The 19,434-nt window shown below is 68.0% G+C and carries 17 protein-coding genes; 7 read left to right on the top strand and 10 right to left on the bottom strand.

Annotation, left to right across the window (positions count from 1 at the left end; all coding sequences use genetic code 11):
- Window positions 1-58 precede the first annotated feature (58 nt).
- Window positions 59-895 (bottom strand): class I SAM-dependent methyltransferase, encoded by an 837-nt coding sequence (locus G6N55_RS11550; RefSeq protein ID WP_085219660.1) that lies wholly within the window; start codon window positions 893-895, stop codon window positions 59-61.
- On the bottom strand, window positions 892-2,415 hold the full coding sequence (locus tag G6N55_RS11545; RefSeq protein WP_085219662.1) for an MFS transporter: 1,524 nt from the start codon (window positions 2,413-2,415) through the stop codon (window positions 892-894). The genes G6N55_RS11550 and G6N55_RS11545 overlap by 4 nt, the downstream gene beginning before the upstream one ends.
- A 79-nt stretch (window positions 2,416-2,494) precedes the next feature.
- Between G6N55_RS11545 and G6N55_RS11540 the strand changes: the two genes are divergently transcribed.
- Window positions 2,495-3,133: a winged helix-turn-helix transcriptional regulator gene (locus G6N55_RS11540; protein ID WP_139826641.1), complete on the top strand. Its 639-nt coding sequence runs from the start codon at window positions 2,495-2,497 to the stop codon at window positions 3,131-3,133.
- A gap of 3 nt (window positions 3,134-3,136) precedes the next feature.
- On the opposite strand, the gene G6N55_RS11535 is transcribed toward G6N55_RS11540, so the two are convergent.
- Window positions 3,137-3,802, bottom strand: coding sequence for a TetR/AcrR family transcriptional regulator (locus G6N55_RS11535; protein ID WP_197747396.1), 666 nt, complete (start codon window positions 3,800-3,802; stop codon window positions 3,137-3,139).
- 47 nt (window positions 3,803-3,849) lie between these two features.
- On the opposite strand from G6N55_RS11535, the gene G6N55_RS11530 reads away from it, so the two are divergent.
- Both G6N55_RS11530 and guaA read left to right on the top strand, forming a co-directional pair.
- Window positions 3,850-5,046 carry an acyl-CoA dehydrogenase family protein gene (locus G6N55_RS11530; RefSeq protein WP_085219668.1) on the top strand — a complete coding sequence of 399 codons (1,197 nt, stop codon included), beginning with the start codon at window positions 3,850-3,852 and terminating at the stop codon, window positions 5,044-5,046.
- Window positions 5,047-5,105: 59 nt separating this feature from the next.
- The gene (gene guaA, locus G6N55_RS11525; RefSeq protein ID WP_085219695.1) at window positions 5,106-6,689 is read left to right on the top strand and encodes a glutamine-hydrolyzing GMP synthase; all 1,584 of its coding nucleotides are present in this window, start codon (window positions 5,106-5,108) and stop codon (window positions 6,687-6,689) included.
- Between the two features lie 92 nt (window positions 6,690-6,781).
- Here guaA and G6N55_RS11520 read toward each other — a convergent pair whose 3' ends face one another.
- The gene (locus G6N55_RS11520) at window positions 6,782-7,378 is read right to left on the bottom strand and encodes a hypothetical protein (protein WP_085219670.1); all 597 of its coding nucleotides are present in this window, start codon (window positions 7,376-7,378) and stop codon (window positions 6,782-6,784) included.
- 98 nt (window positions 7,379-7,476) lie between these two features.
- Between G6N55_RS11520 and G6N55_RS11515 the strand changes: the two genes are divergently transcribed.
- A complete protein-coding gene (locus G6N55_RS11515) occupies window positions 7,477-8,160 on the top strand; it encodes a hypothetical protein (protein ID WP_085219697.1) in 684 nt (227 codons plus the stop codon).
- Between the two features lie 35 nt (window positions 8,161-8,195).
- Window positions 8,196-9,728 (top strand): DNA polymerase Y family protein, encoded by a 1,533-nt coding sequence (locus G6N55_RS11510; RefSeq protein WP_085219672.1) that lies wholly within the window; start codon window positions 8,196-8,198, stop codon window positions 9,726-9,728.
- Between the two features lie 7 nt (window positions 9,729-9,735).
- Here G6N55_RS11510 and kasB read toward each other — a convergent pair whose 3' ends face one another.
- The 4 genes from kasB to G6N55_RS11490 all read right to left on the bottom strand — a co-directional run bounded on the left by kasB (window position 9,736) and on the right by G6N55_RS11490 (window position 14,853).
- Window positions 9,736-10,989 (bottom strand): 3-oxoacyl-ACP synthase KasB, encoded by a 1,254-nt coding sequence (gene kasB, locus G6N55_RS11505; RefSeq protein WP_085219674.1) that lies wholly within the window; start codon window positions 10,987-10,989, stop codon window positions 9,736-9,738.
- A 105-nt stretch (window positions 10,990-11,094) separates the two neighbouring features.
- Window positions 11,095-12,123, bottom strand: a complete 1,029-nt coding sequence (locus G6N55_RS11500; RefSeq protein WP_085219676.1) for a nucleoside hydrolase — start codon at window positions 12,121-12,123, stop codon at window positions 11,095-11,097.
- Complete coding sequence (locus tag G6N55_RS11495; protein ID WP_085219678.1) at window positions 12,120-14,120, bottom strand: SDR family oxidoreductase; 2,001 nt, start codon at window positions 14,118-14,120, stop codon at window positions 12,120-12,122. Before G6N55_RS11495 ends, G6N55_RS11500 begins: the two co-directional genes overlap by 4 nt.
- A 19-nt stretch (window positions 14,121-14,139) precedes the next feature.
- Window positions 14,140-14,853 (bottom strand): histidine phosphatase family protein, encoded by a 714-nt coding sequence (locus tag G6N55_RS11490; RefSeq protein ID WP_085219680.1) that lies wholly within the window; start codon window positions 14,851-14,853, stop codon window positions 14,140-14,142.
- Between the two features lie 95 nt (window positions 14,854-14,948).
- On the opposite strand from G6N55_RS11490, the gene G6N55_RS11485 reads away from it, so the two are divergent.
- Both G6N55_RS11485 and G6N55_RS11480 read left to right on the top strand, forming a co-directional pair.
- On the top strand, window positions 14,949-15,824 hold the full coding sequence (locus tag G6N55_RS11485) for a MaoC family dehydratase (protein ID WP_085219682.1): 876 nt from the start codon (window positions 14,949-14,951) through the stop codon (window positions 15,822-15,824).
- 126 nt (window positions 15,825-15,950) lie between these two features.
- The gene (locus G6N55_RS11480; protein WP_163667700.1) at window positions 15,951-16,943 is read left to right on the top strand and encodes an IS481 family transposase; all 993 of its coding nucleotides are present in this window, start codon (window positions 15,951-15,953) and stop codon (window positions 16,941-16,943) included.
- 24 nt (window positions 16,944-16,967) lie between these two features.
- Here G6N55_RS11480 and otsB read toward each other — a convergent pair whose 3' ends face one another.
- Window positions 16,968-18,017, bottom strand: a complete 1,050-nt coding sequence (gene otsB / locus G6N55_RS11475) for a trehalose-phosphatase (RefSeq protein WP_085219910.1) — start codon at window positions 18,015-18,017, stop codon at window positions 16,968-16,970.
- A gap of 41 nt (window positions 18,018-18,058) precedes the next feature.
- Entirely contained in the window at window positions 18,059-19,426 is a 1,368-nt protein-coding gene (locus tag G6N55_RS11470) for a wax ester/triacylglycerol synthase family O-acyltransferase (protein WP_085219911.1), read from the bottom strand.
- Between the last annotated feature and the right edge of the window lie 8 nt (window positions 19,427-19,434).

Raw genomic sequence — 19,434 nt, 5'->3', positions numbered from 1 at the left:
AACCATGTCGGCCGGGCGAAGATCGGTCCGATACCGGGAGCGCGGACGGCGGTTCCGATCAGCCGGGCAAACCCGTTGCCACGTTCGAGCCCGCTCGGGCTCGTGCGACGCCCTGGATGACCCGCAGCCGTCCGTCCGACAAGGCGCCGGCCAGGTTTTCGGCTTTGCGCGCGAAGTTGGCCACGAAGGCGTGCAGGCCCAGCGGGTTGGCGGGCCGGGCCAGCAGGGCTTGCATGATTGCGCCCGCCTGGTCGGTGAGATCGTTCCACTGTTCGACGACGAATCCGGACGACTCGATCACCGAGCGCAAGTCGTCGGGGCCGACCAGCTGGCTGTGTGCGGGTTGATCGGCCCATGGCAGGGGATAGGAGAGTTCGCGACCGTCGCCAATGGTGATGTCCCACAAGACAAGACGTCCCCCGTCGACCAGCACCCGGCGCGCTTCGGAGTACAGGCCCGCCTTGTCGGCGACGTTCATCTGAACGTGCTGGCTGATGGCGACGTCGAAGCCGGCATCGGCGAAGGGGATTCGGGTGACGTCGCCCTGGTGGACCGAGATGAGGTCGTCGAGCCCGACGAGTCGATTGAGCCAGCGGTGCGTGTCGCAGTATTCGTCGGTGAGGTCGACCGCGGTGACGGTGCAGCCGAAGCGGTCGGCGACATAGCGCGCGGTGCCGCCGACCCCGCTGCCCGCGTCCAGCACCTTGCTCTCACTCGTGATCCCGGCGAGGTCCACCAGCTGGGCGGTCGCGATGCGGCCCATGGTGTGGAAATCCTCCAGCAGGCCCAGGTCGGCGGGCACCAGCTGGTCGAGGTTCTTTCCGGCGGAGATCAACGCCTGCTCGATGTTATGCCGAGACAGGCCGGTCGAATACTGAGTTCCGTTCGCGGTCATGCTGTTTCCCTTTCCAACTGACGTGCCGTTTCCAACTCACGTGCCGGCAGCAGCCCGGCGACGATGATCGCCGCGGCCAGCGCGATTCCCGCGCATACCAGCGAACCCGCTTGCAAGCCGTCCAGGAACGCGCGGTTGACGGCGTCGCGCACCGGGCCCGCGTGCTCCGCGGGAAGCTGTTCGATCACCTTGTGCGCCACTGCCATTGAGTTCCGCATCGCCGTGCTGACGTCGGCCGGCAATGCGGCCAGCGCGGGTGCGGCGCGCAGGTGGGCGGCGTAGACCGAGGCGAAGACGCTGCCCACGATGGCAACTCCCAGGGTGCCGCCGAGCTCACGCGTGGTGTCGTTGACGGCCGAGCCGATTCCGGCCTTGTCGGCCGACAGCGATCCCATGATCGATTCGGTGGCCGGTGAAAACGTCAGTCCCAGGCCGCCGCCGAGCAACAGCATCTGCGCCGCGATCTCGGCGTAGCTGGTCGCGGCGTCGGCGGTCGATGCCCAGGCCAGGCCCGCCGCGAACACGGCCAGTCCTCCGGCGACGACGGCGGTCGTGCCGATCCACTCCACCAGTCGCGGCCCCAGGATGCTGGCCACCGCGATGGAGATCGCCACCGGCAGCAACCGCACGCCGCTGCCAAATGCGCTGTACTCCTTGATGAATTGGAAGTACTGGGTGATGACGAAGATGAAGCCGAACAAGGTCAGAAAGCCGGCGGTCACCGCCAGGCTGCCACCGGAGAACCGGCGGTTCGCGAAGACCGTGACGTCGAGCATGGGGTGGGTGCTGCGTCGCTCCCACAGCGCGAACCCGACGAGAAGGGCGGCGGCCGTGGTGAATCCGACCGCGGCACGGGTGCTGGTCCAACCCCACGACGGCGCCTCGATCACGGTGTAGACCAGCGCGGTGACGCCGGCCGCCGATAGGACCAACCCGGGAACGTCGACGCGTGGTGCCGCGGGGTCGCGGGAGGTCGGCACGAACAAGATGCCGCCGACGATGGCCACCACCGCGATCGGGATGTTCACCATGAAGATGGCGCCCCACCAGAAATGCTCGAGCAGCCAGCCGCCGCTGATCGGCCCCACGGCCACCCCGACCCCGACCATCGCCGCCCACAGCCCGATCGCCTTGGCGCGGGGGACCGGGTCGGTGAAGATGTTGGTGATCAGGCCCAGCGTGGTCGGGAAGATCACCGCCGCGCCCACCCCCATGGCGGCACGCGCCGCAATCAGCTGATCCGCTGAATTCGCCTGCGCCGCAAGCCCTGACGTGATCGCGAACAGCACGAGGCCGGCATTGAGCCAGCCCCGTCTGCCGTAGCGGTCGCTGAAGCTGCCGGCCGACAGCAGCAGCCCGGACATCACCAGGGTGTAGGCGTCGACGATCCATTGCAGTTGCGAGGTGTCGGCGTCGAGTTCGCGCGACAGCGTGGGCAGGGCGACGTTGACGATGGTGGCGTCGACGCTGATGACGAAGACGCCGAGACAGATGACGGTGAGCGCCAGGTTTTTCCGCATGGACAAGACAGTAAATCTAATAGACAAATAAATCAACCAACAGATGGAAAAAGATGTCTACCGCTGGTACGGTGGGGTGGTGCGGACACGCAACTACAACCAGAACTGCCCGATCGCGCGTGGGCTCGACGTCTTGGGCGAACGCTGGACGCTGCTGATCCTGCGCGAATTGATCGGGGGGCCGCGCCGCTACGGGGACCTGCGCGCCGAACTGCCCGGCATCGCAACCAATCTGCTCGCCGAGCGCCTCAAGGAACTGCAAGACGCCGGGCTCATCGACCGGACCGACCTGCCGGCGCCGATCGGGCGCACCGTCTACACGCTCAGCGACCTGGGCTGGCAGCGGGTGCTGCCGATCATTCAGAGCATCGCGTGGTTCGGCCTGGACCGGCTGGATCCGATCGACGACGGCCCGGTGACGCCGCTGAGCGGGTTCCTGGCCGGCATCCTGCTGGGCTTCGACTCGGGCAAGGCGGCGGGCTTAGAGACGACCTGCCGGGCCGAGATCGACGGCCGGCGTTTCGACTTCGCGGTCACGCAGGGTCGCCTGGCGGGTGCTCACGGCGAGCCGTCGGTGACGATCACCGCGGGCGCCGCGGATCTGGTGACCGCCCGCCTGGGCGCGAGCGAAGCCAAGCAGAAGGCGGCGTTGCGGCGCATCACCGTCACGGGCGATTCGGCGGCCGTCGACGCGGTGCGTGCCAGCTTTTCGCTCTAGGTCTCAGTCCCGGGTCTTGAGCAGGGCGTCGATGAGGGCCTGGGCGAGGAACTTGCCGTAGCGGCCGGCCGGCCAACCGCGTTCGAGCACCAGAAGCTCGTAGAGCTCGGGTGCGTGATAGGTCCACAGGATGTCGCGCGCTTGTTTGGCCCCGACTCGTAGCTGTCCCGTCCCGGCGAGATCGGACGCGAACATCGTCATGCCGGCCAGCGTTTCCTGCCGGATCTGCTTCCAGACCTCACCGGCGTCCGGCGACGACGCGGCGCCATCGCGCGCGAGCAGCTGGACCGGAGCGCTGCGCGGCATGATGGCGGCCAGGTGCTCGGCATACATTTCCAGCTTGCGAGCCGCGTCGGTCTCCTTGGCCACGTTCTGGATCACGTCTCGCTGGAGCATCGGAATCGGCTCGTCGTCGCCGGCGACGGACACATCGAAGAGCGCTTTGAGCACGCCGGCCTTGGTGGCAAACGTCTTGTACACCGTTTCGGCCGATACGGACGCGTCCCGCGCGATCTCGGCGATCGTCGTCGCCGCGTAGCCCTGGGCCAGGAACCGCTGCCGGGCGGCCGCGAGTACCGCATCCCGGTTGTGCTGGGCCTGTTGGCGCCGCCGGGTCGAGTCGTATCGGCGCGGGGGGCGGCTGTTGACGGATCCCATAATTGAGTACATGCTCCTATATTGAATACTAGTTACTGTATTAAAGTAGGGAACGTGACATGACAAGTGCAACATGCCCCGCCGTCAGCCTGTCGAACGGCGACAATTCCATCGCGGTAGCGCGCGCACTGGCACCCGAGATCACCCGGCGCGCCGACGCCGCCGAGGCGCTCGGGACACTGCCGCTCGGTCTGGTCGAGCGCCTGCGCGCGGCCGGCATCTTCCGCGCGTCACAACCGCGCTCGCTCGGCGGATTCGAAATGGCCCCGGCCGAGAACATCCAGATGATCGAGGAACTGGCGCGTGCCGACGGTTCCACCGGCTGGGTCGCTGCCATCGGCGGCGGTGCCCCGGCGTTCACCGCCTGGCTCGAACCCTCGGTCGCCACAGCGCTATTCGGTTCAGACGCCGACTTTTTGTCGGCCACGATCTTTGCGCCCACCGGTCGTGCCGTCCCGGACGGTGGCGGCCGGTTCGACGTCGACGGGCGGTGGCCGTTTGCCAGTGGTTGCCGCCACGCCGAATGGATACTGGGCGGGATCTTCGTCTTCGACGGCGATGCGCCGCGCACGATCCCCGACCAGGGACCCGACCAGCGCCTGGCGTTCTTCCCGCGCGCCGACACCGAGATCGTCGACAATTGGGACGTCCTGGGGTTGCGCGCCACCGGCAGCAACGAGGTGGCCGCCCGCGGTGTCAAAGTCGCCGAGGAACACACCATCAGCCCGTTCTTCCAGGCGGCCCGCCACGACGGCCCGTTGTGGCGGATTCCGTTCTTCACGCTCGCCGGGATCGGTATGGTCGGTGTCCCGCTCGGGATCGCGCGACGCGCGCTTGACGAATTCGCCGATTTCGCGACGACGAAGCTGCGCGTCATGGCGTCCGAGCCGCTCGCGAAGGATCCCGCTGCCCAGGTCGAGTTCGCCGGCGCCGAAGCGGGTTTGAGGTCTGCGCGCGCCTTCGTGCTCGATGAAGCCAATGCCCTGTGGGAAACCGCCTGCGCCGGCGATCCGCCCTCGCTGCAGCAGCGCGCCGGCTTCCGGCTTGCCGCTCAACAGGCGATGCGCGCGTCACGTCACGCGGTCGATACGGCCTTCGGCCTGACCGGTGCGGGCGCGGTGCACGCGAGTCACCCCCTGCAACGCTGCTTCCGGGATCTGCACACCCTCGGCCAGCACGCGTACTTCAGCCCGGCGGCCCTGAAGGGCTACGCCAACAGCCGATTCGGCATTGCACAACCGACCAACCTGTTGTGACGAGGGCCCGGGCCGGTAACGAATGGGGACGGCTGACGGACCCCACTAGACTCGTGCCCGTGGCTGAACCTGCTGACCTCGACCCGGTTGGACCTGCGACCCGACCGGTACTGGTGGTCGATTTCGGCGCGCAGTATGCGCAGTTGATCGCCCGTCGCGTCCGGGAAGCGCGGGTCTTTTCGGAGGTCATCCCGCACACCGCCTCGATCGACGAGATCAAGGCCAAGGATCCGGTGGCGCTGGTGCTCTCCGGCGGACCGGCCAGTGTGTACGCCGAAGGCGCCCCACAGCTGGATCCCGCGGTGTTCGACCTCGGCGTGCCGGTGTTCGGCATCTGCTACGGGTTTCAGGCGATGGCGCAGGCGCTGGGCGGCACCGTCGCTCACACCGGCACCAGCGAATACGGGCGGACCGAGCTGAAAGTGCTTGGCGGCGAATTACATTCGGGCCTGCCCGAGGCCCAGCCGGTCTGGATGAGCCACGGTGACGCGGTCACCGCGGCGCCCGAGGGGTTCGACGTGGTGGCCAGCAGCCCGGGTGCGGCGGTCGCCGGCTTCGAGAACCGGGCCCGGCGCCTGGCCGGCGTGCAGTACCACCCCGAGGTGATGCACAGCCCGCACGGGCAGCAGGTGCTCAGCCGCTTTCTGCACGACTTCGCCGGGCTCGGCGCGGAATGGACGGCCGCCAACATCGCCGAGGCGCTGACCGAACAGGTGCGGGCGCAGATCGGCGACGGCCATGCGATCTGCGGGCTGTCCGGCGGGGTGGACTCCGCGGTGGCCGCGGCGCTGGTGCAGCGCGCCATCGGCGACCGGCTGACCTGTGTGTTCGTCGACCACGGGCTGTTGCGCGCCGGTGAGCGCGCACAGGTGCAGCGCGATTTCGTCGCCGCCACCGGCGCCAACCTGGTCACCGTCGACGCGGCCGATACCTTCCTCGACGCGCTGGCAGGTGTCACCAACCCCGAGGGCAAGCGCAAGATCATCGGCCGCCAGTTCATCCGGGCCTTCGAGGGCGCGGTGCGAGACATTGTGGGCGAGGACGGATCCGGCGTCGACTTCCTGGTGCAGGGCACGCTGTATCCGGACGTGGTGGAGTCCGGTGGCGGCAGCGGGACCGCCAACATCAAGAGCCACCACAACGTCGGCGGTCTGCCCGACGACCTGAAGTTCAAGCTCGTCGAGCCGCTGCGGCTGCTGTTCAAGGACGAGGTGCGCGCCGTCGGGCGAGAACTCGGTCTGCCGGAGGAAATCGTTGCGCGCCAGCCGTTTCCGGGCCCGGGACTGGGCATCCGGATCGTCGGCGAGGTCACCGCGTCGCGGCTGGACACGCTGCGGCGTGCCGACTCGATCGCCCGCGAGGAGCTGACCGCCGCGGGTCTGGACAGCATCATCTGGCAGTGCCCGGTGGTGCTGCTGGGCGACGTGCGCTCGGTCGGCGTGCAGGGCGACGGGCGCACCTACGGGCACCCGATCGTGCTGCGGCCGGTGTCCAGCGAGGACGCTATGACCGCCGACTGGACCCGGGTGCCCTACGAGGTGCTGGAACGCATCTCGACCCGGATCACCAACGAGGTCCGCGAGGTCAACCGCGTGGTGCTGGACATCACCAGCAAGCCGCCCGGCACCATCGAGTGGGAATAGCGTTTAGCGCGCCCCGCGCCGAGCGTGAAGTTAGCTTCACGCTCGAGCGCGAATGTGAAATTAGTTTCACGCCCGAGGCAACACTGCCATAACTACTCCACGAATTCGCTTCTGCCATAAGCAATTTCGGCAGCTTGCCAGTTGCCGCCGGCCTCGGTGACGAGCCGGCGGGCCATATCGCGATCGCCGTTTGTGGCAATCAGGATCAGGGTGTGGTCGGTCGCGGTGACGGAGCCGCCGCGCAGCCGGGTGCAGGCCGGGAGATCGGCGGCCAGCGCGGTGCCGAGGCGCTCGATGTCGACATCCGGCACGGTGATGATGATCGCGTTCTGCGCCGCCGCGTGCGGTGGCAGGTAGTCGAAGGACAGCACCGATTCCTGGTCGAACTGGCGGCGCAGTGCCTCGGCGGCGGCGTGCAGGGCGGGCTCGGCGCCGCACAGATGGAATTCGCGCGAACGCTCCACGGTGATCCGCTGCCGCGCGTGGGACCAGTACACCCCGTCCAGTGGCGTCGAACCCGTGACCGCGACACCGTTGAGGGCGATCGTCAGGTCGGCCTGCGGCTCGAACAGGGCATCGGCGTTGTCGGCGAGGAAGAACTCGGCCGGTTGGCAATCGCTTCGAGCCGGCGCGGGCGTCACGATCGCGCCACAAAAAAGCACCAGGAGCCACAACAGCACCGACCGCATAAAGCAGCCTCTCCCGTTTCTTGACGGTTGTCGGAGGGTGGGTGTTTACTTCGAACATATTTTCGAACAATGACATGGAACCGCTGGTAGGAGGCTATATGACGGCGGCTGTCGCCTCCGACCCGGATCGTGCGGAACAGCTCGAATCGCTACGCCGCCAGATTGCGGTGTTGTCCGGAAAATCGCCCGGGAGGCCCGTCGCCGCCGACGAGGACCTGCTGCCGGAAACGGAAGCCCAACTGCCGGTCCCGCGGTGGCTGGCCGAGGCGCTACCCACACAGCTGCCCCGGGGGTCGGTGGCGGTGCTGTCCGGGGCGCGATCGCTGCTGCTGAGCATGGTCGCCGCGGTGACGGCGGCCGGGGGAAACGCGGCCATCGTCGGTCAGCCGGATATCGGGCTGCTGGCCGCGGTGGAGATGGGAGCGGATCTGAGCCGGCTCGCGGTGATACCGGATCCCGGGACCGATCCGGTGGAGGTGGCCGCGGTGCTCGTCGACGGCATGGATCTGGTGGTGCTCGGTCTGGGTGGGCGCCGGGTGCCGCTGACCCGGGCGCGGGCAGTGGTGGCTCGCGCCCGCATCAAGGGCTGCACCCTGCTGGTCACCGACGGCGACTGGCAAGGGGCACCGACGCGGCTTGCCGCCCGGGTCTGCGGCTACGAGATCACGGCGGGTAACCGGGACACCCCGGTCTGCGGATTCGGGCGAATCAGCGGAGTGCGGCTGCAGGTCAGCGGGGTGTGCGCGGGGAGACGGGTGATCGGCCGAACGCGAACCGGGTGAGTTCGGTGTCCTCTCGGGTGCTGGCCATTTGGTGCATGGACTGGCCCGCGGTCGCGGCGGCGGCGGCAGCGGGCCAATCCACGACGACCCCGATCGCGGTCACCCTGGCCAACCGGGTGATCGCCTGCTCGTCGGCCGCGCGTGCGGCCGGAGTGCGGCGAGGGTTGCGACGCCGGGAGGCGGCGGCCCGTTGCCCGCAACTGCATGTCGCCACCGCCGACGCCGACCGCGACGCCCGCTTCTTCGAGGTGGTAATAGCGGCGGTCGACGATCTGGTGCCCCGCGCCGAGGTGCTGCGGCCCGGCCTCCTGGTGTTGCCGGTGCGCGGAGCGGCCCGCTATTTCGGGTCTGAAGCCCACGCCGCCGAACGGCTGATCGACGCGGTGGCCGCAGCCGGCGCCGAGTGCCAGGTCGGGATCGCCGACCAGCTGTCCACCGCGGTCTTCGCCGCCCGGGCGGGTCGTGTCGTGGAGCCCGGCGGCGATGCGAAGTTTCTGTCGGTGCTGTCGATCCGGCAGCTGGCCACCGAGCCGAGCCTGTCCGGTCCGGGGCGAGAGGAGCTCACGGATCTGTTGTGGAGGTTAGGGATTCGCACCATCGGTCAGTTCGCCGCGCTGTCGGCGACCGACGTGGCTTCCCGGTTCGGCGCCGACGGGCGCAGCGCGCACCGGTTCGCCCGCGGCGAACCCGAGCGGGGACCGTACGGGCGCGAGCCGCCGGGCGAACTCGAGGCGGTGCTGGACTGCGATCCGCCGATCGACCGGGTCGACGCCGCGGCATTCGCCGGGCGCTCGCTGGCCGGCACGCTGCACCAGATGCTGATGTCCGCCGGAGTGGGATGCACCCGGCTGTCCATTCACGCCGTCACCGCCAACGGCGAAGAACTGAACCGGGTATGGCGATGCGCTGAGCCGTTGACCGAGGACGCCACCGCCGATCGGGTGCGCTGGCAACTGGACGGGTGGTTGAGCAACCGGACCGCCCGCAACCCCCGCCCGACGGCGCCGGTGACAGTGCTGCGGCTGCAGGCGGTGGAGGTGGTGTCGGCCGAGGCGCTGCAGCTGCCGTTATGGGGCGGCCTCGGTGAGGAGGACAGGCTGCGGGCCCGCCGCGCCCTGGTGCGGGTGCAGGGCCTGCTCGGCCCGGAAGCGGTGCGGGTGCCGGTGCTGTCCGGAGGCCGCGGGCCGGCCGAACGCATCACGTTGACTCCGCTGGGCGACGAGCCGGTGCCGCATGCCGACCCGGGGTTGCCGTGGCCCGGCCGGCTGCCAGACCCCTCGCCGGCGGTATTGCTCGACGATCCGGTGGAATTGCTTGATGCCCAAGGAAATTCGATACGAGTGACCAGCCGGGGGTTGTTCTCCGCCGATCCGGCGCGCCTGGTCGCCCGCGGCCAGGACGACCCGTTGCGCTGGTGGACCGGACCGTGGCCGGTCGACGAGCGGTGGTGGGATCCGGACCGATCGGCGGGCCGCAGCGCCCGCGCCCAGGTGTTGCTGGAAAGTGAGCGGGCATTGCTGCTGTGCTATCGCCAGCGACGGTGGTACCTCGAAGGGATCTACGAGTAAGGAGGTGTCAATACCGGCCGAAAGCAATGGCGACGTTGTGGCCGCCGAATCCGAACGAGTTGTTGAGCGCGTACCGGTAATCGCCGGGCCGCGGCTTGCCCGACACCACGTCCAAGTCGATCTCTGGATCCAGATTCTCCAGGTTCAGGGTCGGCGGGATCACCCGATCCCGCAGCGCCAGCACGGTCAGGATCGACTCCACCGCGCCGACCGCCCCCACCGAGTGACCTAACGCGGCCTTGGGCGCATACACGGCCGGTTTGTTGTTGCCCAGCGCGTTGTTGATGGCCTTGCCTTCGGCCAGGTCGCCGACCAAGGTGCCGGTGGCGTGGGCATTGACGTGGTCGATGTCGGCCGGTGTCAGCCCCGCCAGCTGAATCGCCCTGCTCATCGCATGTCCGGCGCGTGCGCCGTTGGGGTCCGGCGCCACCATGTGAAAGCCGTCGGAGGTGATGCTGGCGCCCATGATCCGGGCCAGGATGTCGGCGCCCCGGGCCTTGGCGTGCTCCTCGGTCTCGATGACCATCAGCGCGCCGGCCTCGCCGAACACGATGCCGGTGCGGTCCCGGTCGAACGGGCGGCACGCCCCGGCCGGGTCGTCGTTCTTCGTCGACAACACGATGCGCATCTGGCCGAACGCCGCGATCGCGACCGCTTCGATCTTGACCTCGACACCGCCGCAGATGGCGATATCGGCCTCGCCGAGGACGATATTGCGCCACGCCTGTGCGATGCCTTCGGAGCCGGATGCGCACGCCGAAATCGGGGTGAGCACCCCGGCCCGGGCGTGTCGTTCCAGCCCGATCGCCGCGGCAGGGGCGTTGGGCATGTACTTCGCTACCGCCAACGGCGAAACCGCCTGGATACCGCGGGCCCGCATGTCGTCGTAGCTGAAGACGATTTGCTCGGCCGAGCCCAGGCCGGTGCCCACGGACACCAGCAATCGGTTGGGGTCGATCTCAGGCGAGCCGGCGTTCTCCCACACCCGGCGGCCCAAAATGGTGGTCATCTTCGGCAGCCAGCCCATCCGGTGCCGCTCGGCGCGCGTCAACCCGTGGTCGAAATCCTCCAGCAGGTGCCCGCCGATGCGTACCGGCAGGTCATAGTGCTCGATAAACGAGTCCTCAAGCGTGCGGATGCCGCTTTGACTGTCCAGCAACAACTTCCAGGTGCTCTCGGCGTCCGTCGCCAATGCGGTCGTCATGGCAATGCCGGTGACCACTACATTCGGTAGCGCCTTCCCCGTAACCAGCTCTGTCATCGCGAAGGTCCTCCCGGTGTTGACTAACGCAACCCCGCGCAGACACCCAACTATTCCACGTTGCTGGCCGGTTCTGTCAACGTGAGGGTGCGGGCCCGGGCCCCTTTACGGGGCGAGCCGGCGCGCGAACGGCCCCACGCGTTCGATGAACCGTTCGAAGAATGCCGCCGGGTCGACGCCAACACCGATGCGTGCGTTGGGTTCTCGACGCCAGTCGGTCACTGTCATACCGCGCGTCAGGGTGCCGTCGAGCTCGACGTCCACCCGCCCGGAACGGGTCGCGATGAGTTCGGGGTCCAGCGCGACCGCCGCGGCCAAGGGGTCGTGCAGATGCGCCAGATATCCATGTCCGTTGTCGTAATAGCCCTCGAGGTAGAACCGCATCGCGTCTTCGATCACCCGGATCACCGGATTGGATGCGGTCGACAGGGTGCCCCGCTTGTCGTCCACGCTCATGATCGTCGACGTCGACCCCGCGCTAGCTGCCAGTCTCGCCAGGACTTCCGGTGTGATCGCGACGTTTCGGGTCAGATCCAAGCCGCACAGGATCGGAAGCCGCTGCGGCCCAAGGCCTTCGTCGGACCAGGCCGCGAAAACCTCGGCGGCAGCCTCCGGGTCCACGCTGATGTTCCATTCCGCCACGGCGGTGGTGTTGCCGATGTGGTCGTAGGAGCCGCCCATAATCACCAGTCGGCGCAACAGGGTTGGCAGTGCGGGCTCGGCGCGCAGCGCGAGCGCCAGATTGGTCAGCGGGCCGGTGGCCACGCCGATCAGCTCGCCGGGAAACGCCCGTGCCGCGCGCACCCAGGCCGTCGCCGAGTCGTAGTCGGTCAGCGCCGCCTCGCTCGCCGGCACGTCGGCATAGCCCAGGCCCCGCGGGCCGTGGACTTTCGAGGGCGTTCGCAGCGGGCCGGTCAGCGTCTCGTCGGCGCCCTTCGACACCGGGACACTGGTGGCCTGGCACAGCTCGAGCAGGCCCAGGTTGTTGGCACACACCTGTTGCACGCCAACGTTTCCCCCGGTCGAGGCGATGCCGACCAGATCGGCGTCAGGGCTGGCCAACAGGTAGATCAAGGCCAGCGCATCGTCGACGCCGGTGTCGACATCGGCGAACACCGGCGAGGATTGCGTCACCAATGAACCCCGGGCACCAGGCGGATCGCCTTACGGACCGGTCGGGGGACCCCGATGCGGCCGACGGCACGCACCGGGCGTTTGGGCCGACGGCGGGCCGGTGCGTGTCCACCGGTAGCCGACGAAACACCCAGCGCGGCAGCGGAATCCGGGTAACCCAGATAGACCTGGTGCAGAATTCGCCGTGAAGTCCTGGGCAACAGGTAGTTGCCGGCCTCGGCCAGGGTGCCCAGCGGAGTGTCGATGCGGGCCGGTTTCTCGACCAGTCCGCGCACCACCATCGCCGCCGCCCGCCCGGGGCTGATCGGCGGCACCGGGTTGAGCCGCTGCGACGGCGCGATCATCGGCGTCTTCACCAGCGGCATATGGATATTGGTGAACGTGATGTGGTCGGACAACGTCTCGGAGGCGACCACGTCGGAGAACGCGTCCAGCGCGGCCTTGGTCGGCAGATACGAGCTGTACTTCGGATTGCGGGCCAGCACACCCGCGCTGGAGACGTTGACCACGTGACCGAATCGGCGCTCCCGCCAATGCGGGAGCAGCGCCAGCACCATTCGGACCGCGCCGAAGTAGTTGACTGCCATCACCCGCTCGTAGTCGTGCAGCCGGTCGGTGGAGTTGACCACCGAACGGCGAATCGACCGGCCCGCGTTGTTCACCAGATAGTCGACATGACCGAACCGGCCCAGGATGTCTTTGATGGTGTGCTCCACCGATACCGAGTCGGTGACATCGCAGGTAAAGGCATGGGCCTGACCGCCGTTCGCGCGGATCTCGGCGACCAGCTCGTCGAGTGCGGAGCCGTTGCGGGCCAGCGCGAACACCGTGGCGCCCCGCTCGGCGACCGCGATCGCCGACGCCCGTCCGATGCCGCTGGATGCGCCGGTGATGATCACGTGCCGGCCCTGCAGCGGGCCGTGCGGTGCATCGCGGCGGGCGCGATCGGGATCGAGGTGCTCGGCCCAGTACTGCCACAGCTTGGGTGCGTAACTGGCGAACGAGGGGACCTCAATTCCGCTGCCGTGCAAGGTGTTTTGCGTCGTATCGCTGACGAAAGTCGGGATCAGGTCGACCAGATCCAGCACCTCGGCCGGAATCCCGAGCTGGGTGGCCGCCATGTTGCGCACCCGTTTGGCGCGTCCGCTGGCCTTCAGCACCGGTGCGGCCACCGAACGAGGCAGCGAGCCGCGCAGCGGCGGCAGGCCCGCGGCCTTGGCGACTCCGCGGTAAATACCGCGCAGCCCAATGGTTTTCGGCGAAGTCAGGTGGAATGTCTGCTCATCGGTGCCGTCGGTGTGCATCAGTGCGACCAGCGCCTCGACGACGTAGTCGACCGGGACGATGTTGGTGCGCCCGATGTCGGGCAGCAGGATCGGGGTCAACGACGGCAGGATGGCCAGCTTGGCCAGCACGCCGAAGAAGTAGTACGGGCCGTCGATCTTGTCCATCTCGCCGGTGCGGGAGTCGCCGACCACGACGGCGGGACGGTAGATGCGGTAGCGCAACCCGGGCTCCGAGCGCACCAGCAGTTCGGCTTCGAACTTCGTCTGGTGGTATGGGGTGGGCAGTTGCTGGCCGACGTCGAAGTCGTCTTCGGTGTACTCACCGGGGAAATCTCCCGCCACGGCGATCGACGACACGTGATGCAACGTCGCGCCCAGGCGTCGCGCCAGCCCGATGACGGCGCGGGTGCCCTCGACGTTGGTGGCGCGCTGTTCGGCTTCACCGGCCGTGACGTCGTAGATCGCCGCGCAGTGCACCAGATGGTCGACCCGGCCCAGCTCGGCGACCGTCTCGTCGGTCAGCGCCAGCTCCGGCAGCTCACCGACCAGCGGTTTGGCGCGTTCACCCCACTGGGCGGCGAGGCGTTCGAAGCGTTCCAGCGACTGGCGCCGGACCAGAATCCACACCTCGGCGTCGGGCCGAGTGTCCAACAGGCGAGCTACGACGCGGCGACCAATAAACCCGGTACCGCCGGTAACGACATACCGCATGGAGTCATGGTAGCGGGGATCAGCTGAAGTTGCGGATGCCGTCCCACTCGACCAGCGTCCACCCGTCGGTCGGGTTGCCGGTGATCACCACGCGGCCGATGTTCGGCAGGGGATGGCTGGTCAGCAGGCTGCTCTTGCCGTTGCGGGCGTTCATCAGCGTCCACGCCATGATCGCCGTGCCCTGGGAGAACACCACCGGCTTGCTGTGGCCGCTGTTGTAGACCTTGTTGACCGCGGCAGTGAACTCGTCGTTGAACTGCTTGCCGCTGACTGATCCCGGGATGCTGTCCGCGACGTCACCGTTGATCCAGTCCGCCGGCGCCAACAGATACGTCGCAGCCGCCATCGATTGGGGTTTGCCGTTGTACCAGCCGGCGTTGAGTGCCTGCACGCCAGACAGGACTTCGACCTGCTTGCCGAGTTCGCTGGCCAGCGGCCCGGCGGTCTGCTGTGCGTCGGCCATCGCGGAGGCGTAGACGGCGTCGAAGTCGTTGCGGCCGCTCTGATGCGCGAGCTGCTGGGCGTGGCCCTTGCCCTCGGCGGTGAGGCCGAGGCCGGGCGGATCGGTGTTGATGATTCCGTCGGCGTCGGCTTGCGTCTGTGCGTTTCGGATGAACGTCAACGTGATGGCGCGTGCCTGCGTCGATCCCCCACAGGCAGCGACGATGAGCGTGGCGGCGAGTACGGCCCCTGTTTTCCAGAAGGCCTTTCCGATCAAGCTGCGCGTGGCCATGTCGATAGCCTGCCCTGCCGACAGGCCCAGGGGGAAGGGTTTGCAATGGTTGAGTGCAGAAAAGCGTGAATCTGGCAGCTCGAGAGGAGACTCGTATGGCGATTGACCCGAGTGCGATCGGTGCGGTGACCGAGCCGATGTTGTTCGACTGGACCGACCGGGACACGCTGCTCTACGCCCTCGGGGTGGGCGCCGGGCTCGACGACCTGTCGTTCACCACCGAGAACAGCCACGAGATCGCTCAGCAGGTGCTGCCCACCTATGCGGTGATCTGCTGCCCCGCGTTCGGGGCGGCGGGCAAGATCGGAAAGTTCAACTGGGCCATGCTGTTACACGGCTCGCAAGGCATCCGGCTGCACGCGCCGTTGCCCGCGGCGGGCAAGCTGTCGGTGGTCACCGAGGTCGCCGACATTCAGGACAAGGGCGAGGGCAAGAACGCGGTCGTGATGCTGCGCGGCCGCGGCACCGACCCGGATTCGCAGGAGCTGATCGCCGAAACGACGACTACCTTCGTCATCCGGGGTGCGGGTGGTTTCGGCGGGCACCCGGGTCAGCGTCCCGTCGCCCCGGAGTTCCCCGATCGCGAGCCCGACAGCAAGGTCGCGCTGCCCACCCGCGAGGACCAGGCGCTGATCTATCGGCTCTCCGGCGACCGCAACCCGCTGCACAGTGATCCGTGGTTCGCCCGGGAGTTGGCCGGTTTCCCGAAGCCGATCCTGCACGGGCTGTGCAGTTATGGCGTGGCGGGCCGCGCGCTGGTCGCCGAGCTCGGCAACGGGCTCGCGGCGAACATCACCTCGATCGACTCGCGCTTCAGCTCGCCGGTGTTTCCCGGCGAGACGTTGACGACGCTGATCTGGCGCACCGGGGAAGGCAAGGCGGTCTTTCGCACCGAGGCTTCCGGTGCCGAGGGCGCCGAGGCGGGGCGGGTAGTGCTCGACGACGGCGCGGTCGAATACGTGCCGAGCTAGCTGTACTGCCCAGGCAGGTTGGTTGAGGAAGTGTGACGACACGCTGTAGCGGTCGTTGATGGGTGAAGGTCTCCTGTCGTGGAGTGGAGCTGCTACCACTGCACCCACAACGAACAGGAGACCTTCGTGGTCCACGCTAATGCCGTATTGACCCCTCGTGGGCGGTTGTTGCTCGCGCGCCGCATTGTTGACGAAGGCTGGCCGATTGCCCGGGCAGCCGAACATTTCCGTGTGTCCTGGCCAACCGCCAAGCGTTGGGCTAGCCGCTATGTGGCCATGGGTGTGGTCGGGATGGGCGATCGGTCGAGCCGGCCACACCACTGTCCCAGCCGCACTCCAGAGGTTGTTGTCCGGCGGATCGTGGCGTTGCGGTGGCGGCACCGCCTCTCGCCGTTAGCGATCGCGTCGCGTCTGTCGATGCCGGCCTCGACGGTTCACGCGGTGCTGGTTCGGTGTCGACTGAACCGGTTGTCCCACATCGATATCCGCACGGGTGAGCGGATTCGCCGCTACGAGCACGAACACCCAGGCTCGCTGATCCACGTCGATGTCAAGAAACTGGGCAACATTCCTGTTGGCGGCGGGTGGCGGTTCGTCGGACGTGCGCAGGGCAGCAAGAATCGCGCGGCGACGCCTGGCATCCGCCGCAGCCGCAATCGCGATGAGCTGCTCGGCCACGCCTTTGTCCATACCGTCGTCGACGACCACTCCCGGGCGGCCTATGCCGAGATCCACGACGATGAAACCGCCGACACTGCTATAGCGGTCCTACGCCGAGCAGTGAGTTGGTTCCGCGCGCGGGGAGTCGTCGTTGAACGAGTGATTTCCGACAACGGCAGCTGTTATAAGTCCAAGGCCTGGCGACACGCGTGTTCAGAGCTCGGCGTCAAGCCAAAACACACCCGCCCATATCGGCCTCAGACCAACGGCAAAGCAGAGCGCTTCCACCGCACAATGGCAGCAGAATGGGCATTCAGCCGTCACTACCACAGCGAAGCCCAGCGCCGGTCCGCATTAGCACCCTGGCTGCATACCTACAATCACCATCGGCAACACTCAGCGATCGGGAAGGTCCCGCCCATCACACGGTTGACCAACCTGCCTGGGCAGTACAGCTAGAGCGACGCCACCTGGCAGCGACCGTTAGAGGCGGCGGGCCAGCTGGTCGACGAACTCGGCGACCCGGGCCGGACTGTCCAGTGCGAACCGCGCTGAGGTGGCCCGGTCCCCATCGTCGTTGTGCCGCACCAGGATCGGTATGCCGGTGTCGCGTACCGCGTCGAATGCGTCCTCGTCGGTGATGTCGTCGCCGAAAAAAATCGGTGTCGGAGCCGCCGGCCCGTGCAGGTGATCGATCACCCAGTACAGGGTTTTTCCCTTGTCCCAGTCGACATCCGGACGCAGCTCGATGACTTCGCGGCCGGTGGTCACCCGCAGCGCGTCGCGCCGGCCCGCCGCCCGCACCGCGGCCGCCACCTCCCCGACGCGATCCCGGGCGGCGTTGCGATAGTGCACCGCCACGCCAAATCGCTTGTGCTCCACCACGACACCCGGGATCGACCCGAGGCGCTCGCGTAGCCGGGCGGCCGCCTGCTCCAGCACCGGTATGGCTGCGGCCGCGGCGTCGTTCTGGTGGTGGGTGCCGTCGGGTGCGGTCAGTTCGAAGCCGTGGCTGCCGGCATACCAGATGCCGGGCAGGCCGACGCGTGCCGTCACGTCGGCGAGGTCGCGGCCGGACAGGATCGCGACCGGGCAGCGCGCGGCCAACCGCTGCAGCGCGTCGCCCGCGCCGGGGACAAGCCGTGCGGAGTCCGGGTCGTCGACGATGTCGGACAGCGTGCCGTCGAAATCGAAGAACACCGCCGGGCGCCGGATCTCCTCGTCGAGGAGGAGCGATGCGTCGGGAAGCTGCGACATGCGCCGGTCCCCGGTGCGTACGGTGATGTCATTCCAGGCGTCGGGGGCCCCTACCTCGATGACCAACGCGAAGCCGCCATCGCGCGCGGCCGTCGCCACCGCCGCGTTCGACGCAACGACGACACCGCGCCCCGACCGGGTGTCGCCGTCCGAGCCGAAGGTGCCGGTGCCGACACCGGCATCGCGCAGTTGGACGATCAAGGCTTGCGGTGCGTCCAGCCCGGGGTCAAACAGCACCACGTCGTGGCGGCGCGGGTCGATGGTGACCGATGGCATTGATCAACCCTCTCACGGTGAGCAACGCCGCCCGGGTGGGGTCAGTGGCGCGCTCGCGCGGTCGGGTGACCGGCGGGTACGCCATTGGGCAGTGCGCGAGTCCGGCGCCTGCGGCGATCCTTGGTGAACAGCAGGACGGAGTCCTCGCTGAGCGCCGTCAGTCGCGCCATCTCCCGTTCGATCCCGGTGGCGAGCTGCTGGAGTTCGGGTGCGGCGTCGTAGTCGGCGGTGATCCCGAAGATCAGTTCGTCGCCGTAGCTCAGCACCGCGACCCCGCTGGACAGCTGCGAAGCCGTCGGCGGGATCGGCAGCAAGCGTTCCACGGTTGCGCCCATCAGCTCCAGCCGGTGCCGTGGGCCGGGGGCGTTGGTGGCCAGCGTCACGATGCCAGGTTGTGGTAGTCGGCTCAGTGCCAGTCGAACTGCCTTGGCGCACAAGGTAAACGGCATGGAGCTGGTGGCCAGTCCCTTGATGCTGGGGCCGGTGTTCTGCTGCTTGGGCTGGTTCAAGCTGCTGTGCACAATCCGCAGTCGCTGCACCGGATCGTCGTGCTCGACCGGGAGATACCGCAGCTTGTCCGAGATGTCGTCGGCCTTCTCCAGGGTGCGCAGCGAACCGGCGCGCGGTTGTTCGCCGCGGTGCAGCAGCACGGCCCGGAAGCCCTCGGTGATGGCGGCGAGCGCGACGTCGTTGGTGGTTACCCGGAACTTGCCGCACACCGCGTCGACGGCGGCGAGAGGTACGCGCACCGTGCTGTAGCACCGCATGGTGACCGCGGGGCCGGCCGACGATATGCGTGCCGCCGACCAGACCGTCTCGGCCAGGGTGCTCGTGACGGTGCTGGCGACGGTCGTGGCTTGCCAGAGCGCGTTGGCCCAGCCGGGCTGGCGGTCCTGCGCCGAATCATTGGCGGTTTCAACGTGATTGGCGAACATTTCGCTGTCGGAGTCGTCACAGAGCCGGGTGAGCAAGTGGGCCGCGGGAGTGGCGTCGGCGAGGTAATGGTGGACCTTCATCAGGATCGCCCATTTGCCCCTGAGCCCCTCGATGACCCAGCACTCCCACAGCGGCCGGTCCAATTCCAGGGGACGTTCCAAAGCGTGGGCGATCGCCCGCGACAGGTCGGCCTCGTCGCCCGGGCGGGGAACCGCGACCCGGCGCAGGTGATGGGTGAGGTCGAAACCCGGATCGTCGACCCAGTGCTGGGTGCCGCGCAACGGATGCGTCCGCAACACCTGGGTGCATCGCGGGATCGACAGAATCCGTTCTGCCAGAATAGTTTTGAGCCGCCCTAGGTTGGGCACGACGCCGTTGACGATCGCGACCGCTCCAGTCGCCATGCTCGCCTGCCGATCGGGGTCCGCTGCGGCGAGGAAGCGCGTATCCAATGCTGTTGTCAGCTGTACCATATTCAATT

It is taken from the genome of Mycobacterium florentinum, assembly GCF_010730355.1.
In the GTDB taxonomy this organism is placed as follows: Bacteria; Actinomycetota; Actinomycetes; order Mycobacteriales; family Mycobacteriaceae; genus Mycobacterium; species Mycobacterium florentinum.
Note: the sequence above shows the minus strand (reverse complement) of the source record. Positions and strands in the feature narration are given on the sequence as shown.